Below are 15,657 nucleotides of genomic sequence, written 5' to 3' on the forward strand. Positions count from 1 at the left end.
CGAACCGGGGCAGTAGACATGCCCTCCAGGGTACCGATGTTGGACCTGAGCCCCGGACCACTCGCCCTACCCCGCTACGGACGTTTTCCGGCCGTCCTCCTTCTGCTCGCCCCCTCTGCTTTCAAGGCGCTGCTTTCAAGGCGCTGGTGAAGCGCGATCCACTTCCTTGTTACAGCTGATCCATCCAGTTCCGAATAGCCTGGTCCAGACGCGAGCGTAGCCGGGCAGCCGCCGTCGTACCAGGGAGCACCTGCGGATACGCCTCGCTGTCCTTCTTGGCTATCAGCGCGCCAAGCGTGTCTGAGCGCTGCGACGGAAAGACGAGGGACAGTTTCTTCCCGCCCAGTTCTTGCGCCAGTCCAAGAAATCCGCGGCCGATTCCAAGGGATGGCGAGATGCTGTAGCACTTCGCTTCGATTGCGGCTACGAGTCCTCTGCTCCGAGGGTGAACCATGGCCCGACGGCTCCGCTCCGCCTCCTGCTGGTCAAGGACCGCAACGTCACACTCGTGAGCCACCTTTGATGTGGGTGCCGCCACGTACACGCCAAGGTGGATCTCCAGCTGCTTTCGGAGCCCAGGGAAGCGGACCACGGCGTACGTGAAGTCACCGGACCACAGGTTCCCCGGCGATCTACGGAAGCGGAGTGCAGTGGCTGGGTTCGTGCCATCCTGGGTCAAGAGCACCGATCCGCCTGCCGCTCTCGCAGCCTCAACGCACACGACGAGCAGCGACGCCTCGTATAGATCCGACTCGTCGGCGTTGTTTCGGTACACAGGCTGTAGAGCCCCGATCGCCTGCTCAATAGCCTGAACCAGGCCATTCCTGCTCACTGAACCTCCGCGATGACATCCGTCTCGTCAGACAGCAGCTCGCGGACAATTCTGCGAGCTATGCGTGCACGCTCCGTCTCAGCCTTGAGATCAAGGTACGTGGGTGGCTCCAGCTCTGGATCGCCGAATCGGATGGTTGTCCCCATCTCGCGCTCCACAGTGAGGTCCAGTAGCGTCTTGCGTGACGCATACATGGTCTCGGCCATGGTGAGAAGGGCCGATCTCACCAACTCAATCCGCTCCTCGTCGGTGTACGGGAGTACGGCGATGTCAGTCTTGCCGAGTGGCGGAAGTTCAGCCTCAGCTAGACGACTGGCACGGGCCTCGTACTCCCCCTCCTGCTTGAGCCGCTGCTCGGAAGCCACTCGACCTTGCCGAACCTCCTGGCTCAGCTCGTCTGCAAGGGACGGTAGTTCCTCCCTGAGTTGCGCAATAATGCGCGCGTACTGCTCGCTGTCGACAGGCACGCCGCTTGCCCTCCTCTGATGTCGGGACCAGGACTGTACCCAGCAGGACTGACAACGGAGGGCCCTTTTGACAGAGCCAGTGGCCCTTGCCCGGCGGAGCCCAGGACATCGGTGAGAGCCCGACACAGTGGGCCGTCCGCAAGTACGAGGAGGAGACAGGTGACCTCGCGGGGTCACCGGCTTCCTCGGCGGCTACTCCGACGCGGACCGCATCTTCGACCTGCTCTGGAAGGGCCTGGAGATCATCACCGGCGCCCAGCTCGAGCACCGCTACGACGTGTTGCTGAAGCAGACCGCCGAGAAGCGCATGAGCCCGGAGCCGATGCAGGCTACCTGAACGCGTTCCGGTACGGGTGCCCGTCGCACGGCGGGCTGGGCATGGGCCTCGGACGCGTACTGATGGTGATGCTCGGCCTGGAGTCGATCCGCGAGGCCACCTTCCTCTTCCGCGGACCGAACCGGCTCACCCCGTAGTCGACAGCTGCATTCTGACCACCTGCGATGTTCCGCCCAGTGCCTCGTCTGCTGAAAGCATGGACGGGTGAGTGTTCATGAACTGGGGCGCTGGGTGCCTGCTCGTCCGGAAGACCTGGCCGTGATGTTCGCCGGAGCCGACTTCCCGTGGTGGATCGCCGGCGGGTACGCGATCGAACTCGCCGTCGGGCGCGAGCTACGCCCGCATGGTGATCTCGACGTCCTGGTCCTCCGCCGCGACCAGGCACTCGCGCGAGAGATGCTGAGCGACTGGGACATGCACGTTGCGGACCCGCCTGGCGCGGGGCGCCTTCGTCCCTGGCGTCCGGGCGAGATGCTTGAAGTACCCCTCCACGACATCTGGTGCAGACGCACACGTGAGGCACCCTGGTCAGTGCAACTCATGCTGGACGAGGCCGAGGGCGCCCATTGGGTCTCGCGGCGCAATCCAGGGGTCCGACTTCCGCTCGGGCGAGTGGGACGGAGGAGTCCGACCGGAATCCCTTACCTTGCGCCCGAGGTGCAGCTCTTCTACAAGTCGAAGGCCACACGGGCCAAGGACGAGACTGACTTCGAGGCGGTATTGCCGCTCCTGGACGAGTCGCAACGCGTCTGGCTAGCGGATTCGATCGCGGTGACCGCCCCGGACCAACCTGGAGGAAACGTCTCTAGTCCGCAGTCCGAAACCGAGAGGCCAGCCGTACTGCGCCGATGCCCCGACTACCTGAGCCGGGCTCGGCCCTCGGAGGGACTCAGCCCACTGCAGGCTCAGCAGGCGAGGTCTACAGCAGAGGCAGCGAAGTCGTCCTCAAGCTGCTGGGAAGCGTCGTCCTTCACATGCAGAACGTCAGCGTCGAAGAGCCTGGAAGTCAGCGCCTCGGTCAGGGGAGGGGGTACGGCGTTGCCGATGATGATCTGAACCTCTGTGTGGGTCAGCTCATAGCGCGGCTTGACCCTCTCGTCGACGAACTTGAAATAATCCGGGAAGCCCTGGATACGCGCAGCCTCGTGGGCGGTCAGACATCGGGGAACACCAGGGTGGACAAAACGCCCGCGTCCCATCGTCGCGAAGCCACTGGTAATGGTCTGAGACGGACGGTCCCACCACAAACGGCCGTACATTGCGGTGTAATTATGTTTGCCCTGGTGACACTTGGGGCGCTCTTCGTTCGGCAGATTGTGCACGTCATTATCGAAGAGATACTTCATACGCCGCTGATTGTCTGCGTTGGGTACGGCAGCTTCATCGAAAAATGACTTAGGTCGCACGTCGAGCAGGTCGCCGATCGCCCAACGCAGGTCATGGGGCGCGGCATTGTGGTCTTCGATCTTTAGCAGGTCAGCAGCAGAAAAGCCAAAAGGCAGCGCGTCTTCGCGGACGGCCAGCAGTATGTGGCGCTTGCGCGTCTGAGCGACCCCGAGCTTGAGTAGGTCGATACGACTGGTCGCAACCTCGTAGCCAAGCTTCTTGAGGTGAACGATGGCCCGGGAGACGACCTGCTGCTTGTCATTGACAACGGCCAGCACATTCTCGATGACGACTACACTGGGGCGCAGAACCTCTGCCGCACGAGCCATCCGCAGGTACAGCCGATTCTTGGGATCGTCGCGGCGGGTGTGGTTGTTGAGGTTACTGTGCCCCTGACACGGCGGCCCGCCGATCAGGAGCTCCACCTCACCCACCATCGAGAGAGTTTCGGTCTCCTGAGCGGTCAACGGTGCGCCAAGGTCACCGTCAAAGTAGGATTCGACGGCTCCCTGTCGGACGTTGGCCTTGGGGAAGTTTGCTTTAAATACCTTCGTGGGAGCTGCCTCAAAGTCAACCGCGAGACGAACATCGAGCGAGACGTCATGCTTGCGGGCTGCCTGGGCAATACCGAGGGTGAGGCCACCGCAGCCGGCGAAGAGATCCACGACTCGCAGAGAGCCGACACCCTCCTCAAACTTCGGCCGCCGCTTGGCCCGCAAGGGGTGCCGCTCACCCACGTGTGCCCCCTCTGCGCTTGCTTGTAGAACCGGCGGAACGAGCGGTCATCGTACTCGATCAAGGGTGAGCGCGCGGCAGACCGACACCTAAGTGCCGCCTGAACTGCCGATCACGACGGTTCTACGCCTCACTTACCAGCATCACGAGCACCTAAGCCAGCCCATCAACCGCCATCCCCTGCGGCGCTGCTGCTACCACGGCGTTGAGGGCCCGCGCTTCCTCAACGCGACTCGCAGTCACCATCGAGCACCGCAGCATCAAGCGCGGCCATCACCGATCCCCCAAGGTCCCCGACAGTGTCACGCGCTGGCGAGCCCGACGTACCTAGCCTCGCGCTTTCATGAAGCGGGCTGTCCGACGGATGGTCAGGTAAGCGGAAAGTGCCTCTGACCAGCAAGAATGAGGATTGTCGAGGTCCTTGTTCCTGCCATCGCCAGAGGCACTTCCCAGGTGAAGAAGCGTATCGGGTCCTACCCACGTGTCCGCGTCGAGGGCGGTGGCCGTGGGGTGGTGTCGCAGGCCGGGGCCGTGCTGCTGGTCGAGACCGCTCGCAAGGCCGGGCTCGACCGGGAGGTATCGACGGCGCTTGCGCCGTGGCGACATACACGGGCGGTGCACGATCCGGGCAAGATCCTCCTGGACGTGGCCCTCGCGGTCGCGCTGGGCGGCGACTGCCTCGCGGATGTCGGGATGCTTCGAGCCGAGCCCGGCGTGTTCGGGCCGGTGGCCTCCGACCCGACGGTCCTCCGCCTGATCGGCACTCTTGCCGCAGCCGGGCCGAAGGCCCTGTCCGCGATACGGGCCGCTCGGGCCTCAGCGCGTGAGCGCGTCTGGAAGCTGGCCGGCACTGCGGCGCCGGATGCCGCGAGGCAGGTGATCGTGGATCTGGACGGGGTGCTCGTGCTGGCCCACTCCGAGAAGCAGGACGCCACCGCGACCTGGAAGAAGACCTTCGGACATCATCCTCTGATGGCCTTCGTCGACCACGGAAGCGGCGGGAGCGGTGAGCCGGTGGTCGGCCTGCTCAGGCCGGGCAACGCGGGCAGCAACACCGCCGCCGGCCACATCACCACGGCCCAACTCGCCCTGGCACAACTGCCGAAGAAGTACAGGCGCGGACGCCGGACGCTGATCCGTACCGACTCCGGTGGCGGCACCCACGAGTTCGTCGCCTGGCTCGCCCAGCGCGGCCGGTGGCTGTCGTACTTGGTCGGCATGACCATCACCGAGCAGATCCACCAGGCCGTCCTCAAGGTCCCCGCCACGGCCTGGACGGCAGCGACCGAGCCCGGCGGCGAGATCCGCGACGGCGCCTGGGTCGCCGATCTGTCCGGCGACTGCCTGAAGGGCTGGCCGAAGGGAATGCGGCTGATCGTCCGCAAGGAACGGCCCCACCCCGGCGCCCAGTTGCGAATCACCGACGCCGACGGACTGCGGCTGACCTGCTTCGCCACCAACACCACCGCCATGCCGATCGCGGCACTGGAGCTACGACACCGCCAGCGGGCGCGGGCCGAGGACCGCATCCGGGCCGCGCGGACCACCGGCCTGCGCAACCTGCCCCTGCACGACACCGCGCAGAATCAGATCTGGCTGGAGATCGTCCAGCTCGCCCTGGACCTGCTGGCCTGGATGCCGATGCTCGCTCTGACCGGCGAAACCCGCAGGTGGGAGCCCCGCCGTCTCCGGTTCCGCCTTCTCTCCGCCGCCCAGATCGCCACGACCGCCCGCCGCCGATATCTGCGATTCGCCCGCCACTGGCCCTGGACCGACGTGATCACCGACGCCCTGGCGCGACTCGAAGCCCTCCCGAACCCCGGCTGAGCAGCACGTTCCGTCCCTGCGAGCAGCATTACCCCGACCGGAGCCGTGGAACCCGGCGCCCACCCGACGCGACAGCCGGGCCATCAGCCTGGCTGCCACCAGCCCGAACAGCAGAAACGGCCCGCCGAAAGAACCGACGGACCGTCACAAAGGATCGAGGCTAGGCACTGTGACACCCCATTTGATCTACCGTCAGGCGCGCTGGCGGCTAAAATCTTGCAGCGCTTACGGCCCGGTCGACGAAGGACAGCAGATGCCGCTAGAGGTCAACAAACACGTCCAACGGATACGTCGCTACCAGCCGTTCGACGCCGACACCTCTGAGATGATCTACGAGCTGCAGGCAGACTGGACGCAGTCGCTGTTCCCTGTCGTGACGCTGAAATACCTGCTGGACGCCATTGAACGGCCAACCACGAAGACCATCGTCCTCACCGGGGACGCCGGGCATGGCAAGACGAGCCTGTGTGCCAGCCTTCTGGCCGAGCTGCGGGTCGATGCCGAGCCGATCACACCAGAGGTCCGAAAGGCTGTTTTCCTCGAGCTGTCCGGGGCCGGAGACGCCAGCCGCTCTATAGGCCAGACCCGTAGCGGACGCCCGCTGTACATCCTCAGCGATCTCAGCGAGCTCAGCCCGCAGGCGGGCGCTCGCAAACTCGTGGAACTTCTTGACCCTCCGGACGAGGGCATCGCGATCATCTGCGCAAACGAGGGCCAACTGCGCAAGTGCGTCGCTGAAGATGACAACCTAGGCAAAGGCGGCACCGGGCGCGCCAAGATTCTGGTGAAGACCCTCACAGAGGGCATAGTCCGGGGGCAGGTCACCGACCCCGATGGCACAGTCACTGTTATCAATCTCAACTACCAGTCCGTAGCGGCTGACAGTGACAACGGCGGACTCATTCCTTGGGTCCTGAAGCAGTGGACGACGAACCAATGGTCGCGGTGGAAGCCCTGCGAGACCTGTGATGCACGGAACGTCTGCCCGATCCTGGCCAACCGCAACGAACTAAACGACCTTACCCGCGGGCCTCAGCGTCGGGCCGCGATCCGGGACGTGTTCGCCGCGGCCGAGCGCACTGGGGCGGTAATCACGACACGCCAGGCGCTGTCGGTGACCAGCTACATGCTCACCGGCGGCCTGTCCTGCGAGAACGTCCATGCCAAGTACCAGCGGTCGCACTCGAATAGGTTGTGGCAGGCTCCCCACTTGTACCACCAAGCTCTCTTCGGTGACCGGCTGCCCCAGCAACAACGTCATCTGGTTCCTGCCTTCTTCGCGCTACGAAAGCTGGACCCGGGCAAGGTCTCTCGGCGCCAGGTCGACGACCGACTGGACCCGGACACGGCTGGCGACTTCCCTCCCGCGGACGCCAGCAGCTATCTGCAGAAGGTCCGTACGAATCGGGACGTCCAGAAGCAGGCCGAGCAGTTGCGGGGCTTGTACACGTTCCTGCGACGAGCTGACTTCTTCAACAGCGACGACGACACGGACCGGTTCGCCCGCATGGGCCTGCAGGCCGGCGACGACTTCGTCCGTGTCCAGGACAAGAACCGGGACCCGGCAGACACCAGGGTGCGAGACCGCTTCCTAAAGGGCCTGGAGGCCGTCCAGGGCATCCACCGGGCGGGAAGCAATCCCGACTTCTTCATACTTGACCCCGCCTTCTTCACCCACCGTGCCCGCGCCGCCGTAATCTCCCGGCGAGTGCCCAGCAAGGGCGTCGAGGTCGTCGACCAGGTTACCCAGTGGCAAAGGGAAGCCGGCACGGGCACAACCCCCGAGATGCAGAACGCCGTCGAGTGGCTCAACCGAGCCATCTACATTCGTATCCCGGCCATCGCACCTAACCAGAACGCAGTCTCGGTGGAGGCGGACCTCCTGCGCTTCGAGTTGCTGACGCGGTGGGCCGCGGGCCTGCGTAGCGAGGTCCAGCACGAGGCAGAGATCCGCGGCCTGAGTGGATCCCTGGCAGAGCTGGCTGACTCGTCGAACAAAGAGGACGAGATCCAGGTGCTGGTGGGCAACATCATGAGGAAGCTCATGATCGACGTCGGCGACAAGATCAGGTCGGTGCGTGCGTAATGGCTGATCGTTCCAAGGCCGAGGTTGTCCTTCGCCTCTTCGGAGTGAATCTCGAACAGCAGGGCCGCGGTTTCTACGTCCCGCTTGAGATGCTCGCGATCGCCCGCGGCGTCTACCTGGCGCATCAGGAGGACCCGGAGAAGTTCCCGGGACTCCTGAACAACGGAGCCGCCACGGCTTACAAGAGGACCTCGCACGACCTGGCCCGGCGGATCGCGACCAAGGCCCGCATCGTTGAGGGCGACGAGGAACTCAGCAAGGCCGTCGAGCTGGACTCTCCCGAGACGGTGGAAACGCTCCACGCCCTGTTCTCGTCCCTGTTGGTTGAGATCCCTGGACGTCGTAGCCAGCCCAGTTGGTTCGGCGCGCACATCTATCCGTTCGTCGGTGAGCTCATCCACTACGACGCAGTCGAACGACGAATCAAGCAGATCGACGCATCCTCCAAGAGGAGCGCCAAAAAGCGCAAGCAGGCCAGCAAGGTCGCTGCCGGCATCAACGCTCCGAGTATCGAGCGCTACCTCTTCCGCGATGGCGGGAGCTGGGCCTACAAAGTCCTACGCACTGACCCTGATCCGGACCGCAAGGAAGCGACCCGACAGGGCCTGCGCGACCTCGTGCAGGACAGCGGCACCCCGCTGGGCAACCTTGCCAAGGCGCTCAGCGCACACGACTTCGACTACGACGAAGCGCCCGTGGAGGGCTCGGACGCAGAAATCAAGCTGCGTGAGGATCTCAGCCCGTGGCCTGATCTGCTGAGGGAAGGGACCCGCAACATCGTCACTCGGATCGCGACGGTCCCCAGGGCCAAGCGCACCGAGAGCCTCATGCACTGGGTCCCCTACTGCTTGGCACGCCACCAGCTGCACCTCGCACGCACGAAGCTCGGTGCTACCAATCGCGAGTCGATCCTGTTGGACTTCGGCAACGAGGCAACCCCGCTGCGCAGAGAGTCGCAGAAGAACCTCACCGGCTTCCGCAATGACATCGTCAACGCGATCAACGTCCAGGCTCGGGAAATGATCGAGGAACTCGAAGCCGAAGGCGATGAGGCCAGGAAGCGCCGCTACGAAAGATTCACGAAGGAGGCCGGCAACGCGGTCGGCTCGCCTCGAGCGTTCTTCAGCGAGACCCTCGCTGCTGTGGGAGCCCTGAACGCGACGGTTGGGCGCCGGCACTTCACCATGAAGCCGCCGATGCTTGAGGGCTTGGTATCTGCCACCGTCCCGCAGGGCACGGAGATGGAGTTCGACCAGTTCTGCGCGCTGCTGTACGAGAAGTACGGGCTCGTGGTGGAGAACAAGGTCGCGGCTGCGAGCCCGTTGGCCTATGAGGTCGACTCATCGGTCCTTGACCACAACGGCAAGGCGTTCCGGGAGAAGCTGGCCGCTATCGGTCTGCTCACTCAATATTCAGATGCAACCAGCATGGTTCGAGGGGAGCCCCGGTGACCGACAGCAGCATCCGAGCGCTCGGTCGGTTCGTCGCCGACGAAGCACTCCGCAAGGTCACTGAGATCAGCGGAGCCCATGCCGTCCTGCGAGTCAGCGGGTTCGACCGGCCGACCGTGGCCGAGGCCCTCCGTCGCACGGCCCAGCGGCTGTTGGAGTCACCGGACCGTCAGGTTGTCGTCAAGGTCGGAACCTCAGAACCCATTGAAGACGTCCCTGCTGACTACCTCCTGGATCCGCAGGACCAGCTGACCAAGTGGCGCAATTCGGGACAGGGTACGGCGGTGTTGCTCTTCGAGTGGGGGCAGTCTCCGGACGCACAGGGGCTGGCGGCCATGAATGCCCTGAACGATGCCACGATCCTGGGCGATTACCACGACTCCTCTGGCGAGCGCGGGTTCGACAGGTTCATGGCAGAAGCCTGGCGGGAGGCGGGTGGCAGCGGCACCGTTCCGGCCTTGATGGTCGACTTTCTGCCGGAGATCTGGCGTGCCGTCACCGATGAGGAGCCCCGGTCGTTGCACCGCTGGGCGGCCTTCCTGGTCGAGACCACGCAGAAGGTCGCAGCAACTCAGGTCCACACCCCTGACGTGGTCTACCCCGAGATCTCTGCAGCCTTGCCCGCTCTTGACCTCTTCCCGGACCGAGGACTCTTCCTCAAGCCCGCCGCGCTGCCGGCCCGGATCAAGAAGAACGTCTCGGTCAGTGCCTTCAAGCAGCCCACCGGCAAGGAGATCACCGAGGACGACCTGATAGACCGCATCACCGCGACCGAATTCAGCGAGGAGTCGCTGGACCACATTGGCACGGACTCCGAGACTGCCAAGACGCGTATGCGCAGCCTCGTACTAAACCTCAATCGCAGTGGCTCTACCCCGCAGGATTCTCGTCAGCTGCGCCGCGAGCAGGATCTGACCCTCTGGCTTGAGGTCTTTGAGCAGAAGTCCAAGAAGATCGGTCTAGGCCAGCAGGTCCGGCAGGAGATCGAGAGGGCCGACGCAGATCGGGTCGACGAGTTCGACTCCATGATGATCGAAGATGCGCTTGATCGCGGAGACCAGGAAGCCGCACAACGATTCCTTGACGAGGCTCCCGTTGGTGGAGCCGAGCCGTTGGCCGACCTGCTGTCCAAGCGGTCGCGCCGTAAAGTCGAAAAGCTTGCCTTCCCGGACTCTCAGTTCGTCCAGGACCCACTGCGTGCCCTGCTGCGCGAGCTGACCTACTTCTCTGACGAAGAGGAAGGCTCCGTCGTCGTCGGGCTTGAAGGCAACCAGGAAGCAGGGCGGTGGAGCCGCTGGCTGTTCGCTTTCCTGTACGCACGCACCCTGCGTGATATCCAGGACTCCACCGGCCTTCGCCTGACTTTGGAGGTCAAGGACTGCCTGCTGGACCTGACCAAGCCGCCCCTGCCGGAGGAAGACGAACCCTTTGACCCGAACACCGAGTGGGCCCCGCTGCGCATCCTGGTCGAGATGGACGGCGCCGCCCAGCGACGCTTTCGCTGGGACCCCCTGGGCATCCCCGGGCAGATCGCACTGGCGGCCCTCATCCACGGCTGGCGAACCCCCCCTGGCTATGCCAGCAATCTCACCTTCGACACCTTCCTCGAGAAGTTTAATGACCCCCGGCAGTGGCAGGTCGACGAGCCTGCGCCTGTCCCTGCATCACATTTCGCGGGTCAGCTCGAGCGCCTCAAGCTGGAGCACTTCGAGCGGTTCTCCGACGGGCTTGACGCTGAGAAGATCAACGATTACGTACGCGAGTGGGAAGGCATACTCCGCGAAGCTCGCACCACCCTGGTTCCCGACAACGCTCCGAACGCAGACCTTGAGGCCGTCGTCCTGACCGATGTCATTGGGCTGGCCGATCACCGCATGATGATGCTGGCCACCCACCCGCTGAAGCTGCGCTGGCTGGCAAAGAACTACGCGGAGGCAGCCAGCAGCATCGAGACCGCCCTGAACAGGGAGGGAGGTCTGAGTCTCAACCAGGAGAACGAGGATCTCTTCTTCGACGCCATCGACCGTATCTCCCCACATGGGACACCGGCGGTCCTCGTCGGGCCCGGCGGCACGATCGCCATCCCGATGCGCGAATCAGCCGGGCACGAGGAGTACGCCCCGGTCCGCCTCAGCGGCAACGAGTCCAAGGAATGGCTCTCCAGCGTCGACGAGACCGCGATCGACGAGATGGTCCGCGTCATCACCGACTACCTGACGACCTACCCCCACAAGCTTGACGGCCTACGCGTGCTGCTCCTGGACCGCAACGGCGACCCTGTCCTGCCGATGCGCGTGGCCAAGCAGATGCGAGCCAAGAACCCTCGCCTGAAAGTTGATCTGGTTGTGCTGGCTCCCCAGGCCACCCATCACGAGATCATCCAGGGTTTCGACCTGCACTTCTCCGGTGCGGAGATGTCCGAGGACAGCTTCCTGCCCGACGTCCAACTCATCCTGCAGGCATGGGAGCCCGAGCAGGAAGCAGACCTGTCAGGGCTAGAAGACTCCATCGACCTCGCGCTGGCTCCGGCACTGTTCGGTACCCAGACCAGCATCAAGGAGAGCACCAAGAAGGAGTCCTTGTCGGGCTCCTTCAACCCTTGGAAGCACCCAGCTTCACACAACCTGGCTCAGACCAGCGAGAACGTCGTGAGAGCGCTGTTGCCCGAGACCGCCGACGAGACTCTTGAGTCCTGGTCAACCTTGTGCGTGCGCTACGACCGCCGTTCCCCGGTCTCCCGGGAGAGTGTCGACGGCATCGACTACTTCGAGATGCAGGTGCAGTTCGACCAGCACCAAAACTTGTTCGCCACTTTGCATCGCGTGGCCCATTGGGTCGTCACCCTCGACAGTTTCATCGGCCGTGAGCAGATCGATGCCCTGCGCAACCGCCCTGACGTCATCCTCGTCAAGCCCAGTGTTGGCAAGAACGAGTCCTACACTCTCATCGTCAGCTCGCAGACCGGTCGGCAGTTCGTCGTCCAGCGACTGCGGCGCCGCCTGGAGCAGATCGGCGTCGTCACCTCGCAGGACTCCGAAGGCACCGCTAAGCGAATCTACGAGGTCGGCCGCAATGTGGCCCCTGGCGCCGTGCTGCGCTCCCTCGGCATCGGCACCACGGTCAACGAAGTCGTGGGCCTGGTCGCGACGCGATTTGTCATCGATCAGCAGTTTCCCGTCTCTCGACAGGGTACGAGCCTGGTCACCTGGATCAGCTTCGACGAGCACCACCGCTGGTTCGGTCGCGGACAGAAAACCCGTGCCGATCTGGGCCGGTTCGTACTGACCATCCAGGACGACGGCACAGTTCGCCTGGATGTCCTGGTCGCTGAGTCCAAGTTTCGCCAGACCTTCGACGTCGGTTCGGCTGAAGAACAGCTCAACCGCACCACCGACCTGTGTGAGGATGCCTTCCGTTCGGACGGCGAGGCTCGCCACGACCGTCCCTTCTGGCTGGACGAGCTTGCCACCGCAATCGCCCAGACCAGTGGAAACGCCCTGCAGGCCGCAGACCTTCCAGCTCGCACCTTGATCGGTAATGACGACCACCGTCAGGTCGAGGCGACGGTCCTTGACGCCCTACGCTCCGAAGATGTCCAGCTCGGTCAGGTTACCGGCGTTGCCGTGGCCATCTCAGCCGAGGATGACCAGCCGGCACCCGCGGTCGGAAGCCTCGGCAAGCACACCCTGGTGAGGCTGAACAAGCAGGAATTGCTGAACCTCATCGGCGCTCTGCGCGCCAATCAGGACCCCACCTATGCCGACCGCCTTGTTGTCTCTGGGCACCTCAGTGGGGCGGTTCAAGTCCCCGACGATGTCGTCAAGACCCCCTCAATGGGTATTCCCGTCGAACTGCCCACCCCGGAAGAACCGACGGCACCTGTTGAGGTTGCCCAGGCGGCCGCGCCAACGTCCCTGCCGGAACATGGAGTTGCGTATCACCCTGCCGCAGAGGTAGATCCTGTCCCTCTAAAGGTTCACCGCGGTGGGCTCTCCGACGAGGAGCTGAGGCTTCGATACAACAAGGTCGTTGACGTCTTCGCCCGCCACAAGGTCGCGGTCACCGCTCCGGAAGTCGGCAAGTGGCAGGAAGGACCCGGCTTCTACATCTTCCGGTTCATCCCCAGTCCTGGGGTCACCGTGGATAAGCTGACCAACCGGCGCGACGAGATTTTCCTGGCCCTGGCATTGCCCTCCGGGTTCAGCATTCGCACCCGTAGCGACCGCGGCTCCGTGCTCTTCGAGATCCCCAAGATCGACGACGAGAAGTACGGAGTCGACGCCAAGGCGCTTTGGCAGCGGTGCCCGGCCGATCCCGAGAGCCTCATCGCCCCGCTGGGCACCGACATCGAGGGCAACCCCGTCACCATTGATCTGTCCTCCGCAAACTCCCCGCACTTGCTGGTGGCCGGCACTACTGGATCAGGAAAGTCCGTCGCCCTGGACACGATTCTCAAGGGCCTGGTCCGGTACGACAAGAGCACCCTGCGACTCCGCCTCGTCGATCCCAAGGGCACCGAGCTTGTCGACTTCGAGGACGACCCTCACCTTGACGGCATGATCGGCATGGACGCCGCTGACGCCATCGAGATCCTTGAGGAAACCGTCGACGAGATGGCCGTGCGCTACAAGGAGATGAAGGCGATCCGCACACGCAAGCTCGTCGAGTACAACGCCAAGGTCGACAAAGCAGACCGAAAGCCCTGGATCGTTATCGTCCTGGACGAGTACGCCGATCTCACCAGCGATCCCGAAGAGAAGAAGCAAATCGAAGCGTTGCTCAAGCGCCTGACGCAGAAGGCCCGCGCTGCGGGCATCCATGTCATCGCAGCCACGCAGCGACCGAGTGCGGACGTTATCTCGACGACCATCCGCTCAAACTTCCCTGCCCAACTCGCCCTGCGGGTCAAGACGGCGACCGACAGCCGCATCATTCTGGACGAGACTGGAGCCGAAGCTCTGGCCGGACAGGGCGACGCCTTTCTGCACACGGCCAAGGGCACCATACGACTGCAGGTGGCCTACGACGGGAGCTGACCAGACCCCGCCAGTTTGATCAACTCCATCTCATAGAGGGGGCAAGAAGGACACCAGCGGCACGAGCTCTTCTCGCTGAACCGGGCGAAGATCAGATGGCCGCTACCGCCAGCGACGCGACGGTCAGGAGGTATTCTTCGGATGCTTCGAGGCTTGGACCTCCTGCCGCCGGGCGGCCACTGCCTCGATGACAGTCGCGGCACACGCCTCTGGTTCGAGGTGTTCCCAGAAGCGGAGCACCAGCCAGCCTGCCTCCGCGAGGCGATCGTCTGTATCCCGGTCGCGCTGGATGTTCCGGCCGATCTTTTCTTCCCAGTACGACCGGTTCGTCTTCGGCATCACGAAGTGCTCCGGGCAGCCGTGCCAGAAGCAGCCGTCGATGAAGACTGCGACTTTCACTGGGCGGAAGACCATGTCGGCCGTGCGGCGCATCTTCGGGAGCGGCTTTGCAGCCACCCGGTAACGCAGTCCAGCGGCGTGGACAAGCGAGCGGAGGAGCAGCTCGGGTGCGGTATCGCGATTCCGGTTGCCAAGCATGCTCCGCCGGCTCGCGGCCGACGACGCCCACGACCCCTCCGGTGGTGTCCACTGCTCGGCCGGCGCTTCTGGTAGTCCTTGCTCGCTCATATCTCCAGCAGCTTAGGGACAGCTTTCTCCGGGTCGTCCCGCCTGGCGAGGACCCATCCTTATCCGTCCAGCTCTATTCTCGGCGCTTCCCCGTGGTGGAGGCGGGCAGCCGCAAGCCGCGCACTCACCGACGCCACCCGGTCGCAGGCCGACGATCGCCGACCGCTGCGACGGAAGTGGCCTAGCGGCGGCGGGATCTCCACTCACAGAGTCCCGTCCTGCAGCAGCGCCTTGAAGGCGTCTGCCTCTCGCTGCAGCACAATGCGCCCGTCGCCGTCGCTGAACGCCAGGATCCGACCGCCTGCATCCAGGCCGGCCTCCGCGAGGAGTCCCAGCGGCAGGGACACACGGCCGTCGTCATCGATCTGCAGTTCTGCTGGTTCGCGTATCACAATCGCAGTCTGCCAGTCTCCAGGCAGGACTGGGCTGCCCTGACCGGTCCGGTGATCAACCGCCCAGGTGCATCACCCTCTGTGACACGTAGATCCGTAAGCCTGCTCGCCTCGTCGGCCTTCGCGGACACGGCGCGAATCGCGGACTCAGCGGCCGTTGGCTGCGGTCTCGCTGGGAGCCATCTGAGAGCCAACCCGCTACCCAAGCCCTTTCCAGGCCACCCGACACCACCGCACTCCAACGCCCTGACCAGGCAAAACAACAAAGAGACCGGTGATGATCACGCCCGAACCTCATTCGGGACGAAGAGGTCGTGGGTTCAAATCCCGCCACCCCGACAGCTGAAACACCAGGTCGGGGGGGGGGGGCGGGGGGGGGGGGGGGGGGGGGGGGGGGGGGGGGGGCGGGGGGGGGGGGGGGGGGGTGGGGGGCGTGGGGGTGCGGCGAGCCCGCCGCCGGATGGACGCCCGGGTGGGGGGA

The 15,657-nt window shown here is 64.4% G+C and carries 9 protein-coding genes and 2 pseudogenes; 6 read left to right on the forward strand and 5 right to left on the reverse strand.

What is annotated here, in order from left to right:
* Window positions 1-169: 169 nt before the first annotated feature.
* Entirely contained in the window at window positions 170-832 is a 663-nt protein-coding gene (locus ACZ3IG_RS30600; RefSeq protein ID WP_367543958.1) for a hypothetical protein, read from the reverse strand.
* Window positions 829-1,299, reverse strand: a complete 471-nt coding sequence (locus ACZ3IG_RS30605; RefSeq protein ID WP_367543960.1) for a hypothetical protein — start codon at window positions 1,297-1,299, stop codon at window positions 829-831. The genes ACZ3IG_RS30600 and ACZ3IG_RS30605 overlap by 4 nt, the downstream gene beginning before the upstream one ends.
* A gap of 214 nt (window positions 1,300-1,513) precedes the next feature.
* Between ACZ3IG_RS30605 and ACZ3IG_RS30610 the strand changes: the two are divergent.
* Both ACZ3IG_RS30610 and ACZ3IG_RS30615 read left to right on the forward strand, forming a co-directional pair.
* Window positions 1,514-1,773 (forward strand): annotated as a pseudogene (locus ACZ3IG_RS30610) (amino acid--tRNA ligase-related protein); the annotation flags it as partial.
* Window positions 1,774-1,897: 124 nt separating this feature from the next.
* Window positions 1,898-2,428 (forward strand): annotated as a pseudogene (locus ACZ3IG_RS30615) (nucleotidyltransferase domain-containing protein); the annotation flags it as partial.
* Window positions 2,429-2,541: 113 nt separating this feature from the next.
* Here the strand turns inward: ACZ3IG_RS30615 and ACZ3IG_RS30620 are convergent.
* Window positions 2,542-3,687, reverse strand: coding sequence for a DNA cytosine methyltransferase (locus ACZ3IG_RS30620; RefSeq protein WP_258902980.1), 1,146 nt, complete (start codon window positions 3,685-3,687; stop codon window positions 2,542-2,544).
* A gap of 523 nt (window positions 3,688-4,210) precedes the next feature.
* Between ACZ3IG_RS30620 and ACZ3IG_RS30625 the strand changes: the two genes are divergently transcribed.
* The 4 genes from ACZ3IG_RS30625 to ACZ3IG_RS30640 all read left to right on the forward strand — a co-directional run bounded on the left by ACZ3IG_RS30625 (window position 4,211) and on the right by ACZ3IG_RS30640 (window position 14,157).
* Entirely contained in the window at window positions 4,211-5,584 is a 1,374-nt protein-coding gene (locus tag ACZ3IG_RS30625; RefSeq protein ID WP_467436106.1) for an IS1380 family transposase, read from the forward strand.
* Between the two features lie 253 nt (window positions 5,585-5,837).
* Window positions 5,838-7,670 (forward strand): hypothetical protein, encoded by a 1,833-nt coding sequence (locus tag ACZ3IG_RS30630; RefSeq protein ID WP_467436108.1) that lies wholly within the window; start codon window positions 5,838-5,840, stop codon window positions 7,668-7,670.
* 44 nt (window positions 7,671-7,714) lie between these two features.
* Window positions 7,715-9,121: a hypothetical protein gene (locus ACZ3IG_RS30635; protein ID WP_467436109.1), complete on the forward strand. Its 1,407-nt coding sequence runs from the start codon at window positions 7,715-7,717 to the stop codon at window positions 9,119-9,121.
* A complete protein-coding gene (locus ACZ3IG_RS30640) occupies window positions 9,118-14,157 on the forward strand; it encodes an FtsK/SpoIIIE domain-containing protein (protein WP_467436110.1) in 5,040 nt (1,679 codons plus the stop codon). Before ACZ3IG_RS30635 ends, ACZ3IG_RS30640 begins: the two co-directional genes overlap by 4 nt.
* Window positions 14,158-14,280: 123 nt before the next feature.
* Here the strand turns inward: ACZ3IG_RS30640 and ACZ3IG_RS30645 are convergent, their stop codons facing one another.
* Both ACZ3IG_RS30645 and ACZ3IG_RS30650 read right to left on the reverse strand, forming a co-directional pair.
* Window positions 14,281-14,784: a very short patch repair endonuclease gene (locus tag ACZ3IG_RS30645; RefSeq protein WP_258902975.1), complete on the reverse strand. Its 504-nt coding sequence runs from the start codon at window positions 14,782-14,784 to the stop codon at window positions 14,281-14,283.
* A gap of 203 nt (window positions 14,785-14,987) precedes the next feature.
* The gene (locus ACZ3IG_RS30650) at window positions 14,988-15,176 is read right to left on the reverse strand and encodes a hypothetical protein (RefSeq protein ID WP_125505105.1); all 189 of its coding nucleotides are present in this window, start codon (window positions 15,174-15,176) and stop codon (window positions 14,988-14,990) included.
* Window positions 15,177-15,657: the final 481 nt, after the last annotated feature.

The sequence above is a fragment of the Streptomyces sp. NPDC016677 genome (genome assembly GCF_055562815.1).

Bases quoted from the DNA above. Each gene is read 5' to 3' on its own strand.
- ACZ3IG_RS30630 (WP_467436108.1), top strand. From the start codon at position 5,838: ATGCCGCTAGAGGTCAACAAACACGTCCAACGGATACGTCGCTACCAG.
- ACZ3IG_RS30645 (WP_258902975.1), bottom strand. From the start codon at position 14,784: ATGAGCGAGCAAGGACTACCAGAAGCGCCGGCCGAGCAGTGGACACCA.